Annotated in this window: 16 protein-coding genes; 9 read left to right on the top strand and 7 right to left on the bottom strand. The window is 59.6% G+C overall.

The genetic code is table 11. From position 1 onward, the window contains the following. Positions 1-13: 13 nt before the first annotated feature. From zipA to gyrA, 6 genes are all read left to right on the top strand, one after another. Positions 14-739 carry a cell division protein ZipA gene (gene zipA / locus V3390_RS07710; RefSeq protein WP_331688732.1) on the top strand — a complete coding sequence of 242 codons (726 nt, stop codon included), beginning with the start codon at positions 14-16 and terminating at the stop codon, positions 737-739. A 5-nt stretch (positions 740-744) separates the two neighbouring features. After that, positions 745-3,093 carry an NAD-dependent DNA ligase LigA gene (gene ligA / locus V3390_RS07705; RefSeq protein ID WP_331688731.1) on the top strand — a complete coding sequence of 783 codons (2,349 nt, stop codon included), beginning with the start codon at positions 745-747 and terminating at the stop codon, positions 3,091-3,093. Next, positions 3,086-4,045, top strand: a complete 960-nt coding sequence (gene epmA / locus V3390_RS07700; RefSeq protein ID WP_331704011.1) for an EF-P lysine aminoacylase EpmA — start codon at positions 3,086-3,088, stop codon at positions 4,043-4,045. The genes ligA and epmA overlap by 8 nt, the downstream gene beginning before the upstream one ends. Before the next feature lie 109 nt (positions 4,046-4,154). Next, entirely contained in the window at positions 4,155-4,727 is a 573-nt protein-coding gene (locus tag V3390_RS07695; RefSeq protein WP_331704010.1) for a DUF3011 domain-containing protein, read from the top strand. Between the two features lie 51 nt (positions 4,728-4,778). Continuing rightward, the gene (mtnA, locus tag V3390_RS07690; protein ID WP_331704009.1) at positions 4,779-5,849 is read left to right on the top strand and encodes an S-methyl-5-thioribose-1-phosphate isomerase; all 1,071 of its coding nucleotides are present in this window, start codon (positions 4,779-4,781) and stop codon (positions 5,847-5,849) included. A 125-nt stretch (positions 5,850-5,974) separates the two neighbouring features. After that, positions 5,975-8,551: a DNA gyrase subunit A gene (gene gyrA, locus V3390_RS07685; RefSeq protein WP_331704008.1), complete on the top strand. Its 2,577-nt coding sequence runs from the start codon at positions 5,975-5,977 to the stop codon at positions 8,549-8,551. 88 nt (positions 8,552-8,639) lie between these two features. Here the strand turns inward: gyrA and V3390_RS07680 are convergent, their stop codons facing one another. Further along, positions 8,640-9,131: a peroxiredoxin gene (locus V3390_RS07680; protein ID WP_331704007.1), complete on the bottom strand. Its 492-nt coding sequence runs from the start codon at positions 9,129-9,131 to the stop codon at positions 8,640-8,642. A 63-nt stretch (positions 9,132-9,194) separates the two neighbouring features. Here V3390_RS07680 and V3390_RS07675 point away from each other — a divergent pair, with 63 nt between their 5' ends. Next, positions 9,195-10,142: a DnaJ C-terminal domain-containing protein gene (locus V3390_RS07675; protein WP_331688725.1), complete on the top strand. Its 948-nt coding sequence runs from the start codon at positions 9,195-9,197 to the stop codon at positions 10,140-10,142. Positions 10,143-10,147: 5 nt separating this feature from the next. Here V3390_RS07675 and V3390_RS07670 read toward each other — a convergent pair whose 3' ends face one another. Genes V3390_RS07670 through V3390_RS07660 form a run of 3 tightly spaced genes read right to left on the bottom strand, consistent with a single transcriptional unit; the run spans position 10,148 to position 12,371 of the window. Then, positions 10,148-10,756 (bottom strand): DUF489 family protein, encoded by a 609-nt coding sequence (locus tag V3390_RS07670; protein WP_331688724.1) that lies wholly within the window; start codon positions 10,754-10,756, stop codon positions 10,148-10,150. Further along, positions 10,753-11,886, bottom strand: coding sequence for a tRNA 2-thiouridine(34) synthase MnmA (gene mnmA, locus V3390_RS07665; protein ID WP_331704006.1), 1,134 nt, complete (start codon positions 11,884-11,886; stop codon positions 10,753-10,755). The genes V3390_RS07670 and mnmA overlap by 4 nt, the downstream gene beginning before the upstream one ends. 2 nt (positions 11,887-11,888) lie before the next feature. Next, on the bottom strand, positions 11,889-12,371 hold the full coding sequence (locus V3390_RS07660; protein WP_331688722.1) for an NUDIX hydrolase: 483 nt from the start codon (positions 12,369-12,371) through the stop codon (positions 11,889-11,891). Between the two features lie 91 nt (positions 12,372-12,462). Here V3390_RS07660 and clpS point away from each other — a divergent pair, with 91 nt between their 5' ends. Together clpS and clpA are read left to right on the top strand one after the other, a co-directional pair. Beyond that, the gene (clpS, locus tag V3390_RS07655) at positions 12,463-12,783 is read left to right on the top strand and encodes an ATP-dependent Clp protease adapter ClpS (RefSeq protein ID WP_331688721.1); all 321 of its coding nucleotides are present in this window, start codon (positions 12,463-12,465) and stop codon (positions 12,781-12,783) included. A 124-nt stretch (positions 12,784-12,907) separates the two neighbouring features. Then, a complete protein-coding gene (clpA, locus tag V3390_RS07650) occupies positions 12,908-15,211 on the top strand; it encodes an ATP-dependent Clp protease ATP-binding subunit ClpA (protein WP_331704005.1) in 2,304 nt (767 codons plus the stop codon). An 84-nt stretch (positions 15,212-15,295) separates the two neighbouring features. On the opposite strand, the gene infA is transcribed toward clpA, so the two are convergent. The 3 genes from infA to trxB form a co-directional block, all read right to left on the bottom strand. Continuing rightward, complete coding sequence (gene infA, locus V3390_RS07645) at positions 15,296-15,514, bottom strand: translation initiation factor IF-1 (protein WP_143925189.1); 219 nt, start codon at positions 15,512-15,514, stop codon at positions 15,296-15,298. An 82-nt stretch (positions 15,515-15,596) separates the two neighbouring features. Next, on the bottom strand, positions 15,597-16,343 hold the full coding sequence (locus tag V3390_RS07640; protein ID WP_331688719.1) for a leucyl/phenylalanyl-tRNA--protein transferase: 747 nt from the start codon (positions 16,341-16,343) through the stop codon (positions 15,597-15,599). Positions 16,344-16,376: 33 nt separating this feature from the next. Beyond that, entirely contained in the window at positions 16,377-17,327 is a 951-nt protein-coding gene (trxB, locus tag V3390_RS07635) for a thioredoxin-disulfide reductase (protein ID WP_331688718.1), read from the bottom strand. Positions 17,328-17,401: the final 74 nt, after the last annotated feature.

Genomic DNA, 17,401 nt, shown 5'->3' with positions numbered 1-17,401 from the left:
ACAGGCTGACCCAATGACTGATACCACTTTGATTCGCTTGGGCATTCTTGCCGCGGGTGCTTTGCTGATCCTGGCCATTTTCTGGTTTGGTCGCCCACCTAAAAAGACACAGGGAACGCGACTCCCGTCGCCGAATCCTGCAGAACATGACGCAGATGTCGCTGCAGCGCCTGTCCGAGGCCCTTCCGTCGCCGAATCCGCAGCGGCCGATGGCAATACGTCAGGCGATGCTCCGGCGATTGCCAATGCCGATGCCGAAGTCGGTAAGCGCGTCACTGAACGCCTCGACAAGGTCGTCAAGCTGTTTGTGGCTGCTCGCACCGGTACGCAGTTTGATGGCTCCGATATTGTGGTCGCCGCCGAAAAGATCGGGCTCGTGTACGGCTTTGGTGGCGCGTATCACCGCCTGGTGGAACGCAAGCCGCAGTTGGGACCAATTTTCACAGTAGCCAATGTGCAGCAGCAGGGCAGTCTGGATGTCGATTCCATCGCCAATCTGCAGACGCCGGCCATTGCCTTCTACCTGGTACTGCCGGCTCCGATTGGCGCACTGGATGCGCTGGACATGATGTTGCCCGCGGCGCAACGTGCAGCGGAGCTGCTGGGCGGCATCCTGCTCGATGATCAGCAGAACGCCATGACGCGTCAGAGTCAGCAGCATCTGCGCGAAGAATTGCGTCGGTACGATCGCGAGCACGAACTGGACCTGCAGGCCGGTCGCGATCCGCGCCGCAATTGATCCCGATGGATTCCGCGCGGGCCCGCGTCAAAGAATTGCGCCGTTGGCTTGAGAAGGCGAACTACCAGTACTACGTACTGGATGACCCGGAAGCCAGCGATGCCGAATACGATCAGAAGTTTCGTGAGCTGCAGCAACTGGAACAGCAGTTCCCGGAGTTGCAGTCGCTAAGCTCACCGTCGCACCGTGTGGGCATTGCCTCCGACGCGGCCTTTACGTCGGTCACGCATGGCATTCCCATGCTGTCGCTGAACAATGCGTTTGAGACCGACGAGGTCGAGGCCTTTGTGGCGCGCATCGTTGGCAAGCTGGATCAGACGGATCCCTTGTTTGCCGTGGAGCCAAAATTCGACGGGCTCGCGATTAGCCTTCGTTACGATCACGGTGAACTGACTGTGGGTGCAACGCGTGGCGATGGCACGACCGGTGAGGACGTGACTGCGAACTTGCGGACGATTGTCAGCATTCCGTTGCGGTTGCAGGGCGAAGGGTGGCCGCAGGTTCTGGAAGTGCGCGGTGAAGTCGTGATGCCGCTGCAGGGCTTTCACGCCTATAACGAACGCATGCGTGCCAGCGGCGGCAAGCTACTGGTGAATCCTCGCAATGGTGCGGCGGGCTCCTTGCGTCAGTTGGATCCGCGCATTACGGCCACGCGGCCGCTGCAGTTCATGGCCTACGGAATCGGGTTGTGGAGCGAGGATGTCGCCCCACCGACATCGCATCACGGCGGGCTCGAGCAGTTGGCGGCATGGGGCTTCAGCGTAACGGACTGGGCCCGCACCACGCGTGGTGTCAGCGGACTTCTCGAGTATTTCCGACAGCTCGGTGCGGAGCGTGATCGTTTGCCGTTCGATATTGACGGCGCGGTATACAAGCTCGATCGGCTGCGCGATCAGCAGGAGATGGGTTTTGTCGCGCGGGCACCGCGCTGGGCTATTGCTCACAAATTCCCGGCGCAGGAGCGCGGCACGACGCTGCTTGCCATTGATGTGCAGATCGGCCGTACCGGAATCGTGACGCCGGTAGCGCGGTTGGACCCGGTGTTCGTCGGCGGTGTAACGGTCAGCAACGTGACCTTGCATAACGAGGATCAGATTCGCCGTCTCGATGTGCGCGTCGGCGATCGGGTGATTGTGCGCCGTGCCGGCGATGTGATTCCCGAGATCGTCAAAGCCGTCGCACCGGAGGATGGTGAACGTCAGGCTCCGTGGCAAATGCCTTCGAACTGTCCTGCATGTAACTCGGAGCTCGTGCGCGAAGAGGGTGAGGCCGCGTGGCGTTGTTCGGGCGAGTGGGTGTGTCCGGCACAGCGCGTGGAGTCGCTGATTCACTTTGCATCGCGGCGGGCCATGGATATCGAAGGTCTGGGTGACCGCGTCGTCGAAGCCCTGGTGCGTCACGGAATCGTCTCGCATGTGGCGGATTTGTATCGTCTGACCTTGAATGATTTGCTCGCTATGAAAGCGGCCGAAGATGCCGCCGGACGCACAGATGAAACCGCAGCGGCTCTCACTGCACGCAGCGGCAAGCCTTCAAGCAAATGGGCTGAAAACATACTGCAGGCCATTGATCAAAGTCGCAGTCCCGCCCTGGAGCGTCTGCTGTTCGGGCTCGGGATTCGGCATGTCGGCGAAAGCACCGGTAAGGTGCTCGCTCGCCAGCTCGGCACCCTGGATCGCGTACAACGCGCGCCGTGGCCGATTCTGAAAGCGATCCCGGACATTGGCGGCGAGGTTGCCCGTGCGATCGTGCATTTCATGGAGCAGCCAGGTAATCGCGAACAGATGCAGGCCTTGCTCGATGCCGGCGTGACTCCGCTGGAACGAACTGAAGTGCCCGCCGAATGGCGCGCGCGCTTGAATTGGGCAGATCTGCTGGTCCAACTTGAAATTCCTAAACTCACCGCACTACGCGCCAAACAACTGGCCGACGAATATCCGGATCCGCACGCATTTGCGGCGGCAGCGCTCGGCGGATTTGAGGGCAGTGCTTTGCCGACCGACACGTTGCAGTCCTTGCGCGACTGGATGACCGATGCGCGAAATTCAAGCCTTCTGCAACACGTCATCGCATTTCGCGCCGAACTGCTGCAGGCGGCACCCGCCAATGACAGTGCTGACAACTTGCGATATGCAGGCAAGACCATGGTGCTGACCGGCACATTGCAGTCCCTGACCCGTGATGCGGCAAAGCAGGCACTGGAATTGCTGGGCGCCAAGGTCGCAGGAAGCGTCTCTGCGCGCACGGATGTAGTGATCGCCGGCGAAGCGGCCGGCTCCAAACTCGACAAGGCGTTGGCGCTGGGTATCGAAGTCTGGGACGAGGCGCGACTGCTAAAGGAATTGGATGAGTAGTAAGGTTAGCCCGCAGCGCCTCAACGCTCTTCGTGCCCGAGCCGCGCTGAATGCGGACATTCGTGCGTATTTTGCAGCGCATGGCGCACTCGAAGTGGAGACGCCGATTCTCTCGCAGGCCGGTAACACCGAGCCCAATATCGAGTCGTTTGTCACTTCGTTTCATGGTTCGGTTCATGGCGGCAGCAAATGGCGCTGGATGCGCACGTCGCCGGAGTTTCCGCTGAAGCGACTGCTCGCTGAGGGTGTCGGCGATGTGTACGAACTGGGGCGCGTGTTTCGTGACGGCGAGAGCGGCGGCCGCCACAATCCCGAATTCACGATGCTCGAGTGGTACCGCGTGGGTTGGACGTTAAGCAAACTGATCGAAGAGTGTGCCGATCTGATCCGCGCCGTCGCGCACAACAATGCAATCGCCCTGGACGTTGTGAGTTTTGACGAACTTTATCAGTCCCACTTCGGGATCGATGTCGACACCATCGGTATCGCCCGGTTGCAGTCCATCGCGCAGCAGAACGGAATCGACATTGCCCCAGAGGGACTGAGCAAGGACGATTGGCTGGACTTGCTGATGACACACTGCCTGCAGCCGGCGATGCATGCCGATCGGATGTTGGCCGTGCACGGGTTCCCCGCCTCGCAAGCCGCATTGGCCCGAGTCACTGACGGCAGGGCAGAGCGGTTTGAACTGTATTGGGGCAGTTACGAAGTGGCCAACGGCTACCACGAGCTAACGGATCCACTGGAACAGGGACGTCGTTTTACAGCCGATCTGCAGCGACGTGCCGAGCGCGGTCAGGTGGCCATCGAAATGGATACGCGCTTACTGACGGCGTTGCCGGAAATGCCTGACTGTTGCGGCGTGGCAATGGGTGTCGACCGCTTGCTGATGGTCATGCTGCAAACTGATCGAATTGCCGATGTGCTGGCCTACGATTTCGCGAACAGTTAAACGGCAACTGAGTACATAGCAAACCGCCGTTGAACGGGTACGCGGATGCCACTTGCAAGGCGTGCATTCGAATGCGAAGTTAGATCTGCAAACCAACCGGAGACTCAAGATGACTTCCACCAACAAACTCTCGGTCGTTATGTTCGGCTCGGTCTTGGCCTTGGGCAGCTTGGCTCCGGTCGGGCAGGCACAAGCACAGTACTACGGCAACGATGCGCGTTACGGTTACGGCCAGAATGAGCAGCGCCTGCGCTGTGATTCCAAAGACGGTCGCCGGAATATCTGCCGGCCGAATGTTCGCGGCACTCGCATCCAGATGGTGCGCCAGTTTTCAAAGGCGCGTTGTACCGAGGGTTATAGCTATGGCCTGAGTCGGGACGGCATGATCTGGGTGGATCGCGGTTGTCGCGCGGATTTCGTGGTGCAGGCAGGTCGTAACAATGGCTGGCGCCGAGGTGATCGCAACGATCAAGGCAATGTTGGCTACGGCCAACAGACATTCCGCTGTGAGTCCGATAACGGCCGCGAGCGTTTCTGCCAGGTCGATACCCGTGGTGGTGTGCAGCTGCAGCGTCAGGTCTCCAGCAGCCCCTGCGTCCAGAATCGCACTTGGGGTGTTGAACGCGATGGTGTCTGGGTCAACAACGGTTGCCGCGCGGAATTCGCAATCCGCTCGCGCTAGGTCATAGCACGCGCTCGAATGCCCCGATGAGGGCTTGATACAATGGTGGTCATGGATAACCAGACCGCCATTGATTTTGAACTCTACGATCGCGTCCGCCCCATCCGTTGGGATGGCCAGGCGTTGCATTTGCTGGATCAGCGTGTATTGCCGTTCCGGGAGGAGCAGGTAGTCTGCACCGATTCCGATGCGGTCGCACATGCCATTACTGAGCTTGTAGTTCGTGGCGCCCCGGCAATCGGGATCTCGGCCGCCTATGGAGTGGTGTTGGCCGCTAATGCTGTCGAGGCCGCTAATGGCGACTCAGCGTTAAAGGCCTTGGAGCCGGCCATGCAGCGCCTGCATGATGCGCGCCCCACCGCGGTCAATCTGGCATGGGCACTGAACCGCATGGGGGATACGTTGCATGGTGCGGGCGCCGACTGGCGTGAACAGCTTGTTGCCATGGCCGATCGGATCGCCAAAGACGATCTTCTCGCCAATCGCCGCATGGGCGTACTCGGCGCTCAAATGATGCAGCCGGGCACCCGCGTACTTACGCACTGCAATACGGGCTCTCTGGCGACAGCCGGTTTTGGTACAGCCCTGGGCGTAATCCGCGCCGGTTGCGCGATGGGCCGCATTGATAAGGTCTATGCCGGCGAGACCCGGCCCTGGTTGCAGGGCGCGCGTCTTACCGTGTGGGAGCTTGCGCAGGATGGTCTGAACCCGACTCTCATCGCCGACTCCGCAGCCGCTCACCTCATGAAGACGGGTGGGGTGGACTGGGTGGTCGCGGGTGCGGACCGCATCTGTGCCAATGGCGATACCGCCAACAAGATCGGCACGTATTCCCTGGCCATTGCGGCAAAGCATCACGGCATCGGCTTCATGGTGGTGGCACCGGCCTCTACGGTAGACATGAACACGCCGAACGGGGACGCAATCGAGATCGAGGAACGTCTGCCGACCGAATTGCTGTCCGTCGGCTCGGTACGCACAGCGGCTGAGGGCGTGGCCGCCTGGAACCCTGTTTTTGATGTCACGCCGGCCGAGCTGATCACGGCCATTGTGACTGAAAAAGGGGTTGTTCATGCCCCCTCCGTCGCGACCATGCGCGAACTGTTCCCGCAGGATGTCTGAAATCGCCGTTTCCCCGAAAAAATAAGGGATTTTCTTCGAGTTGGGGCAGATAAAAAGAGGGCGTTTAAGGGCTTGGTCTGCTATAATTTCAGGTTCGTACAGAGCCTGGAAATAACGGGATTTCAATGACCGAAACCGCACGGGAAATCATCCCCATTAACCTCGAAGACGAGATGCGTCGCAGCTATCTCGATTACGCCATGAGCGTGATCATCGGACGCGCGCTCCCGGATGCTCGAGACGGTCTAAAGCCCGTGCACCGCCGCGCCCTGTATGCCATGCATGAGCTGGGCGCCCATTCCAATAAGCCGTACTACAAATCGGCGCGTATCGTCGGTGACGTGATCGGTAAATACCATCCGCACGGTGATACCGCGGTGTATGACACGGTCGTCCGGATGGCGCAGCCGTTCTCGCTGCGCTACATGCTGGTTGATGGTCAAGGTAACTTCGGTTCGGTCGACGGCGACCCCGCGGCCGCCATGCGCTACACCGAGGCACGCATGTCGCGCCTCGCGCACGAGATGATGGCCGACATCGACAAGGAAACTGTCGATTTCCAGCCCAACTACGATGAAAAGGAACTGGAACCCACGGTCATGCCGACGCGGTTCCCGAACCTGCTGGTCAATGGGTCCAGCGGCATTGCAGTGGGTATGGCCACCAACATCCCGCCGCACAATATGCGCGAAACCATCAACGCCTGCGTGGCGCTGATTGACGATCCGGAACTCTCCATTGATAGCCTGATGGAATTCATCCCGGGTCCGGATTTCCCAACCGGCGGCATCATTAACGGTACGGCAGGCATTCTGGCCGGTTACCGCACCGGTCGCGGTCGTGTACGCATGCGTGCTCGCGCCGAGATTGAGGTCGCCGACAACGGCCGCGAGGCCATCGCCGTTACCGAGATTCCGTATCAGGTCAACAAGGCGCGTCTGATTGAGCGCATTGCGGAGCTGGTCAAAGAGCGCAAGATCGAGGGCATCAGTGAGCTGCGCGATGAGTCCGATAAGGACGGCATGCGCATTTACATCGAGGTCAAGAAAGGCGAATCCGCCGAGGTCGTGCTGAACAATCTGTATCAGCAGACGCAAATGGAATCGACGTTCGGCATCAACATGGTTGCCATTGTCGATGGACGCCCGCAGACGCTCAACCTCAAGCAGTTGCTGCAGATCTTCCTGCGCCACCGCCGTGAGGTGGTGACCCGTCGCACCGTGCACGATCTGCGCAAGGCCCGCCAACGCGCTCACATTCTCGAAGGCTTGACGGTCGCTCTGGCCAACATTGACGAAATGATCGAATTGATCAAGACGTCGGCGAATCCGGCTGAGGCCAAGGAACGCATGTTGGCCCGCACCTGGGATGCCGGCGTGGTCAGTGCCATGCTCGATGCCGCAGGTAACGATGCCAAGGCATCACGTCCCGATGATTTGGCCGCCGAGTTCGGTCTGGTTGACGGCTCGCAGTACCGCCTTTCGGCGGAGCAGGCCCAGGCCATTCTGGAGATGCGCCTGCATCGCCTGACCGGTCTGGAACAGGACAAGCTGACCGATGAATACCGTCAGCTCCTGATCGAAATCCAAAAGCTGATTCTGATCCTGACCGATCCGGTCGAGCTGCTGCGCGTCATTCGCGAAGAGCTGATTAATGTCGGTGACGAATATGGCGATGCCCGTCGCTCCGAAATTCGCGAATCCGAGGAAGATCTGGATATTCTGGATCTGATCACGCCCGAAGACGTGGTCGTGACCTTCTCGCAAGCGGGTTACGTCAAACGTCAGTCGCCGGGCGTGTATCGCTCGCAGCGTCGCGGTGGTCGCGGTCGCAACGCCGCCAGCACCAAGGACGAGGATTCGATTTCGCAGCTGTGGCTGGTCAATACCCATGACACGCTGATGACCTTCACCAGCAAGGGCAAGGTGTTCTGGCTGCCGGTGCATAAACTGCCCGAGGCCGGTCCCAATGCGCTCGGCCGTCCGATCGTGAACTGGATTCAGCTCGATGCCGATGAGCAAGTCCAGGCCGTCGTGCCAATTCGCGAATACGAAGAAGGACGCTACGTCTTCTTTGCAACCCGCAAGGGCACGGTCAAGAAGACACCACTAACAGATTTCGCTTTCCAGCTTTCGCGCGGCAAGATTGCCATCCACTTGGATGAGGACGATGCGCTGGTCGATGTCGCCCTGACCGATGGCGAACGCGACATCATGCTGTTTGCCAGCAACGGCAAGGCGGTTCGCTTCGATGAGACTTCCGTGCGCTCGATGGGCCGTACGGCCGGTGGCGTTCGCGGCATGAAACTGGCCGCAGGTGAGGTTGTCTGCAGTCTGATCGTGGTACAGGGCGAGGGCGACATTCTCACTGCCAGCGCCAAGGGTTTCGGTAAGCGCACCGATCTGAGTGAGTTCCCACGCAAGGGGCGCGGTACGCAGGGCGTTATCGCCCTAAAGACCACGGACCGTAACGGTGCGCTGGTGGGTGCGGTGCAATTGAGTGATCAGCACGATGTACTGCTGATCTCCGATGGCGGCACCTTGGTGCGCACTCCGGCGGCTGATATCAGTCAGGTCGGACGGAACACCCAAGGCGTCACGCTGATTCGACTGCAGCCGGGTGAAACGCTGCAAGCCGTCGAAACACTCGATGCGAGCCTGGATGAGTCCGAGCCGGCAAGCGAACCGGTTGCCGAGGAATAATTCGGAACGTTGTCATGAAAAAACCGGCCTTAGTTGGCCGGTTTTTTTATTGCCGCTTGGCGAGCCGAAGCCGCCGCAAGTTGTCGGTTTAGCCTTCGGAACGAAGGCGCTCCAGCACGTGTTCGGCCGAGGATACACGGAATTCACCGGGTGCTTCTTCTTCGACCCAGCGGACCACACCGTTCTCGGCGTACAACGCAAAACGCTTGCTCCGCAGGCCCATGCCGTAAGCGCTGGCATCCAGTGACAGGCCGATGGCCTTGCTGAACTCGCCATTGCCGTCAGCCAACAGGCGCAGGTCTTCGGGAGCTCCCTGTTGCTGACCCCACGCGCCCATAACAAAGGCGTCGTTGACCGAGATGCCGATTACTTCGACGCCCAGATCACGGAAGGCAGGCATGGCCTCAATAAAGCCCGGTAGATGCGCCTCGGAACAAGTCGGGGTAAAAGCGCCGGGTACCGCGAACAGCACCACATCCTTGCCGCCGAATGCCTCAGCGATGGAAACGGAACGCACAGCGCCATTTTGCAATTCCTGAAGGGCGATCTCGGGAAGCTTATCGCCGGGTTGAATGGACATGTTGCCGCTCCTTAACGTGGAAACGAGTATTCTATTCCCTGATCGCATTACAAATCGAATTCCATGCAATTCAAGGACTACTACCAGATTCTCGGTGTCGAGCCGACCGCCGGTGAAACCGAGCTAAAAACAGCGTTCCGTCGCCTCGCGCGCAAGTACCATCCGGATGTCAGCAAGGAACCCGATGCCGAGGAGCGCTTCAAGGATATCAACGAGGCCTACGAGGCGCTGCGCGATCCCGACAAGCGGCGCGCCTATGATCAGTTACGATCACGTGGCTATCGTCCCGGCGACGAAGTCAATCCCGGCGGCTTTGGCGGTCCGGGCGGTCCCGGTGGTGCCGACGGCTTCGGCGGGTTCGGTGGCGTCGATTTCGAAGAGATCTTTGCCGGCCGCGGTGGTCCCGGAAGCGGTGATGACTTCAGTGATTTGTTCGAAGGCCTGTTCGGTCGTCGTCGCGGAGCGGGCAGCGGTGGTTTCAGTGGCGCCCGTACCGGTCAAGGGCCCAGGCCGCCTTCGCGCGTCAAGATGGCGGTGACGTTGGAGCAGGTCTACCAAGGTGCAACCACGCGCGTGCAGATTGGCGAAAAAGTGCTGGATCTCAGGATTCCTAAGGGCATTGGCGTCGGTCAGTCGATTCGACTGAAAGGTCAGGGCCAAGGGCAGGGCGACCTGCTGGTAGAAATTGACTACGCCGCGCACCCCAAGTTCGAGGTCGACGGTCGCAACGTGCTGTTCGTGCAGGAGATTGCACCATGGGATGCCGCTTTGGGTTGTCGCCTGCAAGTGCCGACGCTCGGGGGCACCGTCAGTATCACCGTGCCGCCGGGTTCCGAGGCAGGCAAGAAACTACGTCTGAAAGGACGCGGTCTGCCGGCACCGAGCAGCGGCAAGTTTGCCGATGGCGATCAGATTGTCGAACTCGAAGTGGTCGCACCGCAGCCGGTGACCGAGGCACAAACGGCCGCATATCTTGCACTCAAAGCGGCCTTCGACAAGTCTGACGCGTAAAAATCTCAGAGCGAATCCATCGCCCGCAGCATGGCTTTACGGCGGATCAGGCAGTCGAGCATGTTGCCGCCCATTTGGCGCCACAACACGGCACCGCGCAGCGCCGCCAGCAATAGCGCACGAATCTCGGTCACGATCTCACGGCGATCGAGATACTGCGGATTGCCGGTTACGATGACTGAGGGTTTCTGACCCGAGATGATGTCGGCATAGGCCTTACCGAGCTCGGCCATCAGCTCGTGCATCGGTGCATTGCTCAAGATCTGCGCGGAGTCGATGCGTTTGCGCAGATTGTCCAGCAACGCCGGGTTCTTGGCCAGGTTGCGTTCGAGCTGCAATATGGAGAAGGCCATCTTGCCGATGGGATTTTCTGTGCTCCAACGCGAAGTCAGCATGCTGCGCAACTGCGCAAGACCCGCGGACAGGGCGTGCCTGTTGCCGTAAATGGAGATTGCGTCGGGCGCATCAACACGCAGTACCGATTGAATCATGGGGCGGGTGGATGCTTCGTCGTAGGTGCCATTCTCTGCCAGACGGCGCACCTGTTCGACGGCTTGAAATACGGCCGCTAAAGCGATGACGCGGCCGCGCATGGAGTCGTCGGGGGAGATCATGTCAGGGGTTCCGGTTGGGGTGCATGGGGCCATTGCATCGGCCATTGTGCATCGGTGGATTCAATCACGGCGCCACCTAGGCAAATCTCGCCGTCATAAAGGACCAGAGACTGTCCCGGCGTCACTGCGCGCTGCGGGTTATCGAACCGCACATCGAGCGTGCCGTCATCACGAACGGTGACGGCGCATGCATCGGGCTGTTGGCGGTAGCGCGTTTGCGCCTGGCAACGGAATGCGCTCGCCGGTGGCTTACCCGCAATCCAATGTGCGAGCTCAGTACGGGTGCGATGCGAATCAAGATAGGGCGTCGTCAGCAACTGATCCACTATCAGCGTGTTCGTGGGCACGTCTTTGCCGATCACAAACCATGGCGCTTGCGCATAGCCACGCACGCCACCAATATGCAGGCCTTCGCGCTGGCCAAGCGTATAGAAAAACACGCCTTGATGCGTACCGATGCGAGTGCCGTCCGGGGTACGCATTTCGCCTTCGCGCACCGGCAGATATTGCGCGAGAAAGGTGCGGAAATCGCGCTCGCCGATAAAGCAGATGCCGGTTGAATCTTTTTTATCCGCCGTCACCAGTCCGGCCTGTGTTGCCATTGCACGCACTTGCGTCTTGTGCAGATCACCGAGCGGAAACACCGTTGCCGACAGTGCCGTCTGACCGAGCTGATGCAGAAAATAACTCTGGTCTTTCGAGTCATCAACTGCACGCAGGAGCTCGAAGCGACCATTGCGCTCACGGACGCGTGCATAGTGACCGGTGGCGATACGGGAGGCACCCAGATCTAACGCCGCATCAAGGAAATGCTTGAACTTGATCTCGCGGTTACACAGGATGTCGGGATTCGGTGTACGACCGCGTGCGTATTCGGCAAGAAAATGTTCGAATACGCCGCTCCAGTATTCGCCGGCAAAATTGCGAAAGTGGATCGGAATTCCGAGCTTGGCAGCGACGGCCACCGCGTCCCGGCGATCGTCCTCGGCGCGACACTCGCCGGAGCCGTCATCCTCCCAGTTCTGCATAAACAGGCCGGCGATCCGCTCGCCCTGTTCAAGCAGGCGGATGGCAGCTACGGACGAATCGACGCCGCCGGACAAGCCAACGATGGTATCAATGTTACTCATGGTCATTGATCGAGTTGGCCAACCAGCGAGAGCGGGAAATGGTTGCCATCCCAATACTGCTGCAGTACATGGAGCACGAGCGGCGAACGAAGGCGATCCTGCGATGCTTCGATCTCTTCGCGTGTGAGCCACACGGTGCGTTCGATGCCGGCATCGAGCGGGCGCTCCGGCTCGTGCTGAAGCGCATTTGCGATAAAGGCGAACCGCAGATAGTGGCGACCGGATCCGCCTTCGGCAGCATCCGGCGCGCGCCACTGAAATGCGCCTAAGAAGCCGGTGAGTTCCACAGTCCAGGCGCTTTCCTCGAGTGTTTCGCGCACTGCCGCCTGCAGCAGCGATTCATTGGGCTCCAGGTGACCTGCCGGCTGATTGAGCACCAGACGGCCTTGCGATGTTTCCTCGACCAGCAGAAAGCGCCCGTCGCGCTCGACAATGGTCGCCACGGTCACGTCAGGTTGCCAGAATCGGCCATCTCGGTAGGTCAATGCGCACTCCGGTGAGGCGGGAAAGCTCCATTGTAAACGCAGGAACGGGCCTTAACGAGTCGGGCGCGGCGGGTCGAATATACTATTGCCGATGCCGATTCCTTCTAGCCCCGATCATTCGCACGACACGGCGGTCGTTACTGACCGGCCGGGCCTGGCGCGTCCGCCGCTCTACACCGTGCTGCTACTGAACGATGACTACACGCCAATGGATTTTGTGGTCGAGGTATTGCGCCAGTTTTTCAATATGGATGCCGAGCGGGCCACACAGGTGATGCTGCATGTCCATACCCGTGGACGCGGCGTCTGTGGCCTGTTCACCCGCGAAATTGCCGAGGCCAAGGTGGCCACGGTCAATGAATACGCCCGCGCCAATCAGCATCCGCTGATGTGCACGATGGAACAAGCCTGAGTTCGACTCATTCCGGTTCGCCGGAGCGGAACTAAACGTCGGTGTAACGGCATCTGTCGGGGATTGCATTGCCTGCGGGCTGGCCCCACATTGGTAGTCAGATGCTTTGCCAAGGGGACTCCCCATGTTTGACCGCGATCTCGAACTCTCCATCAATCAAGCCTACCAGCGCGCGATTTCCGAGCGTCATGAATACATGACCATCGAGCACCTGATGCTCGCGCTGCTCGATAATCCGTCGGCGGCCGCTGCGCTGCATGCCCTGGGTGCGGACATGAGCCCCTTGCGCGCAAACCTGGATTCCGCACTGGAAACGGCGGTCGGCTTGCTGCCCGACGACAGTACCCGCGAAACACAACCGACTCTGGGTTTTCAGCGCGTGCTGCAGCGTGCGGTCTATCATCTGCAAAGTTCCGGCAAGTCCGAGGCGAACGGCGCAGACGTGTTAGTCGCCATTTTCGGCGAGAAAGATTCTTTGGCGGTCTACTATCTGCAGCAGCAGGGGATCGATCGCCTGTCGCTGGTCAACTACATCGCACATGGTATCGGTCGCGAGTCCGATGCGGAGTCCGATGGCGATGAAATGTCCGAGAGTGGCGACGATCCGGCCTCGAGTCAGACCTCGGGTGACGCGGACTCTAAGGATCCGCTCAAGGCGTATACGAACAACCTCAATGCGGCAGCGGCTGCAGGCAAGATTGATCCGCTAGTCGGTCGTGCCGAAGAAATTGAACGCACCATCCAGATCCTGTGCCGCCGACGCAAGAACAACCCGCTGCTGGTGGGCGAGGCCGGCGTCGGTAAGACGGCCATTGCAGAAGGCCTGGCCAAGCGCATCGTCGATGGCGAAGTGCCCGAGGTCCTGTCCGAGGCCACGATCTATGCGCTGGATCTTGGGGCATTGATTGCCGGTACCAAGTTCCGCGGTGATTTCGAGAAGCGTCTGAAGGCCGTGCTGCGCAAATTGCGTGAAATTCCGCATGCCATTCTGTTCATCGACGAAATCCACACCATCATTGGTGCGGGTTCGGCCGCAGGCGGTACGATGGATGTCGGCAATCTGATCAAGCCCGCGTTGTCGTCGGGTGAGCTGCGCTGCATCGGTTCGACCACGTTCCAGGAGTATCGCGGTATCTTCGAAAAGGATCGGGCGCTGGCACGACGCTTCCAGAAGATTGATGTAGTGGAGCCGACCATTGCCGAATCCATTGAAATCCTGCAAGGGCTGAAATCCAAGTATGAGGCGCACCACAGCGTCACGTATACCGATGAGGCCATCACCTCGGCTGTGGATCTGAGCGTCAAGCACATTACCGATCGTCTGCTGCCGGATAAGGCCATTGATGTGCTCGATGAGGCCGGTGCGCGGCAACGTGTCCTGCCGGAGTCGCAACGCAAGCCGATCATTGACGCTGAGGAAATCGAGACCATCATTGCCAAGATGGCGCGGATTCCGGCCAAGCAGGTCAATACCAACGACAAGGATGTGCTGCGTAATCTGGAACGCAACCTCAAGATGGTGATCTTCGGTCAGGACGAGGCGATTTCCTCGCTGACCTCGGCTATTCGCCTTTCACGCAGCGGTCTTGGTAATCCGGACAAGCCGATCGGATCGTTCCTGTTTGCGGGTCCCACGGGTGTCGGCAAGACCGAGGTGACCCGCCAGCTGGCACTGCAGTTGGGTATCGAGCTGGTGCGCTTTGATATGTCCGAGTACATGGAACCGCATTCGGTATCGCGTCTGATCGGTGCGCCGCCGGGTTATGTCGGATTTGATCAGGGTGGTTTGCTGACGGAAAAGATCACCAAGACGCCGCATTGCGTGCTGCTGCTCGATGAGATCGAGAAGGCCCATCCGGACATCTTCAACGTGCTGCTGCAGGTGATGGATCGCGGTGTCCTGACGGACACCAACGGGCGCGAAGCCAATTTCAAGAACGTGATCGTCGTCATGACCACCAACGCCGGTGCAGCTCAGGCTGCGCGTCGTTCGATCGGCTTTACCCATCAGGACCACAGCACCGATGCGATGGAAGTGTTGCGCAAGTCCTTCTCGCCGGAATTCCGCAACCGCCTGGATGCCGTGGTGCAGTTCCAGGCGCTGGGCATGCAGCACATCCTGTCAGTAGTCGACAAGTTCCTGTTCGAGCTCGAGGCGCAGCTGCAGGACAAGCACGTGTCGCTGACGGTGACGCCGGCTGCGCGTGAGTGGTTGGCGCAGAATGGCTTCGATCCGCTGATGGGTGCGCGGCCGATGACGCGCGTTATCCAGGACAAGATCAAGCGTCCGCTGGCCGACGAGTTGCTGTTCGGACAACTGGAGCAGGGCGGTTCCGTCGAGGTGGATCTGCGCGACGGCAATCTGGACGTGCGCGTCAGTGCCGGCGAGTCGCTGCCAAAGGTCTCGGTTGCCGAGACCGTGCACTGAACCTAAGGCCGTGTCCGGCGCATAAACATAAAAAAGGCAGCCAAGCGGCTGCCTTTTTTTTCGGGTATGTAACTCCGGTCGGAGTTATTTCATCCGGTAGGTAATCCGTCCTTTGGACAGATCGTAGGGCGTCATTTCGACTTTCACCTTGTCACCGGTAAGGATGCGGATGTAATTCTTACGCATCCGGCCGGAAATGTGCGCGATGATCTCGTGACCGTTTTCCAGAGTCACGCGGAACATCGTGTTCGGAAGGGTTTCCGCCACGGTGCCCTCAAATTCAATCACGTCGTCTTTGGCCATATATTCTTATGTAATTCCGTTGATATCGGACGAAATGTCCGAGCGGCCAATATTATCGCACAAACTGCACTATTGGACGCCACTAAGCTGAACAGAGCGCCTGCGCGGTGCGGGTAGCAAAGAGTTTGGACCAGTTCCGCCCGTTCAGAGGATGCTCGGTAGCGGCCGCTGTGCGCAGCTCCAGGAAATCCGACCGAGCCATCGGAATGCCGCCAAGACTGAGCAGATAGTCGTTGGGAACCTGGCCATCGACCCAGGAAACCTGCTGCTCGTGCAAAAAGCGCAGCAAATGGGCGAAGGCCACACGGGAGGCCCCCGGCTGCGCGCTGAACATGCTGTCACCGCAAAACATACCATTGGAGAACACACCGAACAGGCCGCCGATGAGCAGGCCCTGCGCGTCGTGAACCTCTAGAGAATGGGTGTGACCCTGCGTATGCAGCACTTCATATGAGGTACACATCTCGGGCTCAATCCAGGTGCCGTCCTGCCCGGGGCGGTCGATCTCCGCGCAATGGCGCAACACCTCGCTGAAATGAGTGTCCGCCGTGACGGTCCAGTCACTCGCTTGCAATGATTTGCGAAAGCGCCTTCCTAAGGGCTGCGACTCGGTGCGGAACACCATGCGCTCAGTCGGGCAGAACCAGCCAAGCGGCATATCGCGCATCGGCCAGGGAAAAATTCCGCTGCGATACGCATCGAGAATGCGCTCGGGGTGCCAATCGCCGCCAATGGCTACCAGGCCGCCAAACTCGTCATTCGCCGAGTCCGCCGGAGGGAAGGAGCCCACCGGCGGAGTGTCCGTGATGTCTGTAATCAGGAACGGCATGGCCAACACGAGGTGGCGTCAGCGAATCGGGGCTTATTCGGCGTCGAGATACTTTTCGGCGTCCAGCGCGGCCATGCAGCCGAAACCGGCCGAGGTAATGGCTTGGCGATAGACCTGATCGGCCACGTCACCGGCAGCAAACACGCCGGGAATCGAGGTTTCCGTGGCGCCGCCATCGAGACCGGAACGGATCTTGAGATAGCCGTTCTTCATTTCCAGCTGGCCTTCGAACAAGGACGTGTTGGGCGAGTGACCGATCGCAACGAACATGCCATCGACCTCGATTTCACGGGTGGTATCGCTATCGAACGCCTTGAGGCGCAGGCGATTGACGCCGGCCTCGTCACCCAGGACCTCGTCGACCACGTGATTCCAGATGATTTCGACCTTGCCTTCCTCGACTTTGCGCATGAGCTTATCGATCAGGATTTTCTCGGAACGGAACTTGTCGCGGCGATGCACGACGATGACCTTGGAAGCAATATTGGACAGGTAGAGAGCCTCTTCGACGGCGGTATTGCCGCCACCGATCACGGCAACGGGCTTGCCGCGGTAGAAAAAGCCATCGCAAGTTGCGCAGGCGGAGACGCCGCGGCCCTTAAACGCCTGTTCCGAAGGCAGTTCCAGGTACTTGGCCGAAGCACCGGTAGCGATAATCAGCGCGTCGCAGGTGTATTCTCCGGCATCGCCCTTGAGACGGATTGGCTTGGAGCGCAAATCCGCCTCGTGGATATGATCGATCACCACTTGCGTGTCGAAGCGTTCCGCATGCGCCTGCATGCGCGTCATCAGATCAGGGCCTTGCAAGCCCTCGACATCGCCCGGCCAGTTGTCCACATCGGTGGTGGTCATCAGCTGGCCGCCCATTTCCATTCCGGTGATCACGGTAGGGCGCAAGTTTGCGCGTGCGGCATAAACGGCTGCGGTCCAACCCGCCGGGCCGGAACCGAGAATAACGAGTCGGGAGTGCTGCGCGGTGCTCATGGGTATAATTGACTCCAGTTGGTCGGCCGCCTGCGATATTGCGGGAGCGGCCCAGTAATTTCTCTATTTTATAC

It is taken from the genome of Aquilutibacter rugosus (assembly GCF_036541335.1).
Taxonomy (GTDB): domain Bacteria; phylum Pseudomonadota; class Gammaproteobacteria; order Xanthomonadales; family Xanthomonadaceae; genus Aquilutibacter; species Aquilutibacter rugosus.
Note: the sequence above shows the minus strand (reverse complement) of the source record. Positions and strands in the feature narration are given on the sequence as shown.

Excerpts from the sequence above, each read along its gene's own strand:
- V3390_RS07675 (WP_331688725.1), top strand. The coding sequence starts at position 9,195 with ATGCAATTCAAGGACTACTACCAGATTCTCGGTGTCGAGCCGACCGCC.
- ligA (WP_331688731.1), top strand. The coding sequence starts at position 745 with ATGGATTCCGCGCGGGCCCGCGTCAAAGAATTGCGCCGTTGGCTTGAG.
- mnmA (WP_331704006.1), bottom strand. The coding sequence starts at position 11,886 with ATGAGTAACATTGATACCATCGTTGGCTTGTCCGGCGGCGTCGATTCG.
- gyrA (WP_331704008.1), top strand. The coding sequence starts at position 5,975 with ATGACCGAAACCGCACGGGAAATCATCCCCATTAACCTCGAAGACGAG.
- V3390_RS07640 (WP_331688719.1), bottom strand. The coding sequence starts at position 16,343 with ATGCCGTTCCTGATTACAGACATCACGGACACTCCGCCGGTGGGCTCC.
- clpS (WP_331688721.1), top strand. The coding sequence starts at position 12,463 with ATGCCGATTCCTTCTAGCCCCGATCATTCGCACGACACGGCGGTCGTT.
- zipA (WP_331688732.1), top strand. The coding sequence starts at position 14 with ATGACTGATACCACTTTGATTCGCTTGGGCATTCTTGCCGCGGGTGCT.
- V3390_RS07670 (WP_331688724.1), bottom strand. The coding sequence starts at position 10,756 with ATGATCTCCCCCGACGACTCCATGCGCGGCCGCGTCATCGCTTTAGCG.
- epmA (WP_331704011.1), top strand. The coding sequence starts at position 3,086 with ATGAGTAGTAAGGTTAGCCCGCAGCGCCTCAACGCTCTTCGTGCCCGA.
- V3390_RS07695 (WP_331704010.1), top strand. The coding sequence starts at position 4,155 with ATGACTTCCACCAACAAACTCTCGGTCGTTATGTTCGGCTCGGTCTTG.
- trxB (WP_331688718.1), bottom strand. The coding sequence starts at position 17,327 with ATGAGCACCGCGCAGCACTCCCGACTCGTTATTCTCGGTTCCGGCCCG.
- clpA (WP_331704005.1), top strand. The coding sequence starts at position 12,908 with ATGTTTGACCGCGATCTCGAACTCTCCATCAATCAAGCCTACCAGCGC.
- infA (WP_143925189.1), bottom strand. The coding sequence starts at position 15,514 with ATGGCCAAAGACGACGTGATTGAATTTGAGGGCACCGTGGCGGAAACC.
- mtnA (WP_331704009.1), top strand. The coding sequence starts at position 4,779 with ATGGATAACCAGACCGCCATTGATTTTGAACTCTACGATCGCGTCCGC.
- V3390_RS07680 (WP_331704007.1), bottom strand. The coding sequence starts at position 9,131 with ATGTCCATTCAACCCGGCGATAAGCTTCCCGAGATCGCCCTTCAGGAA.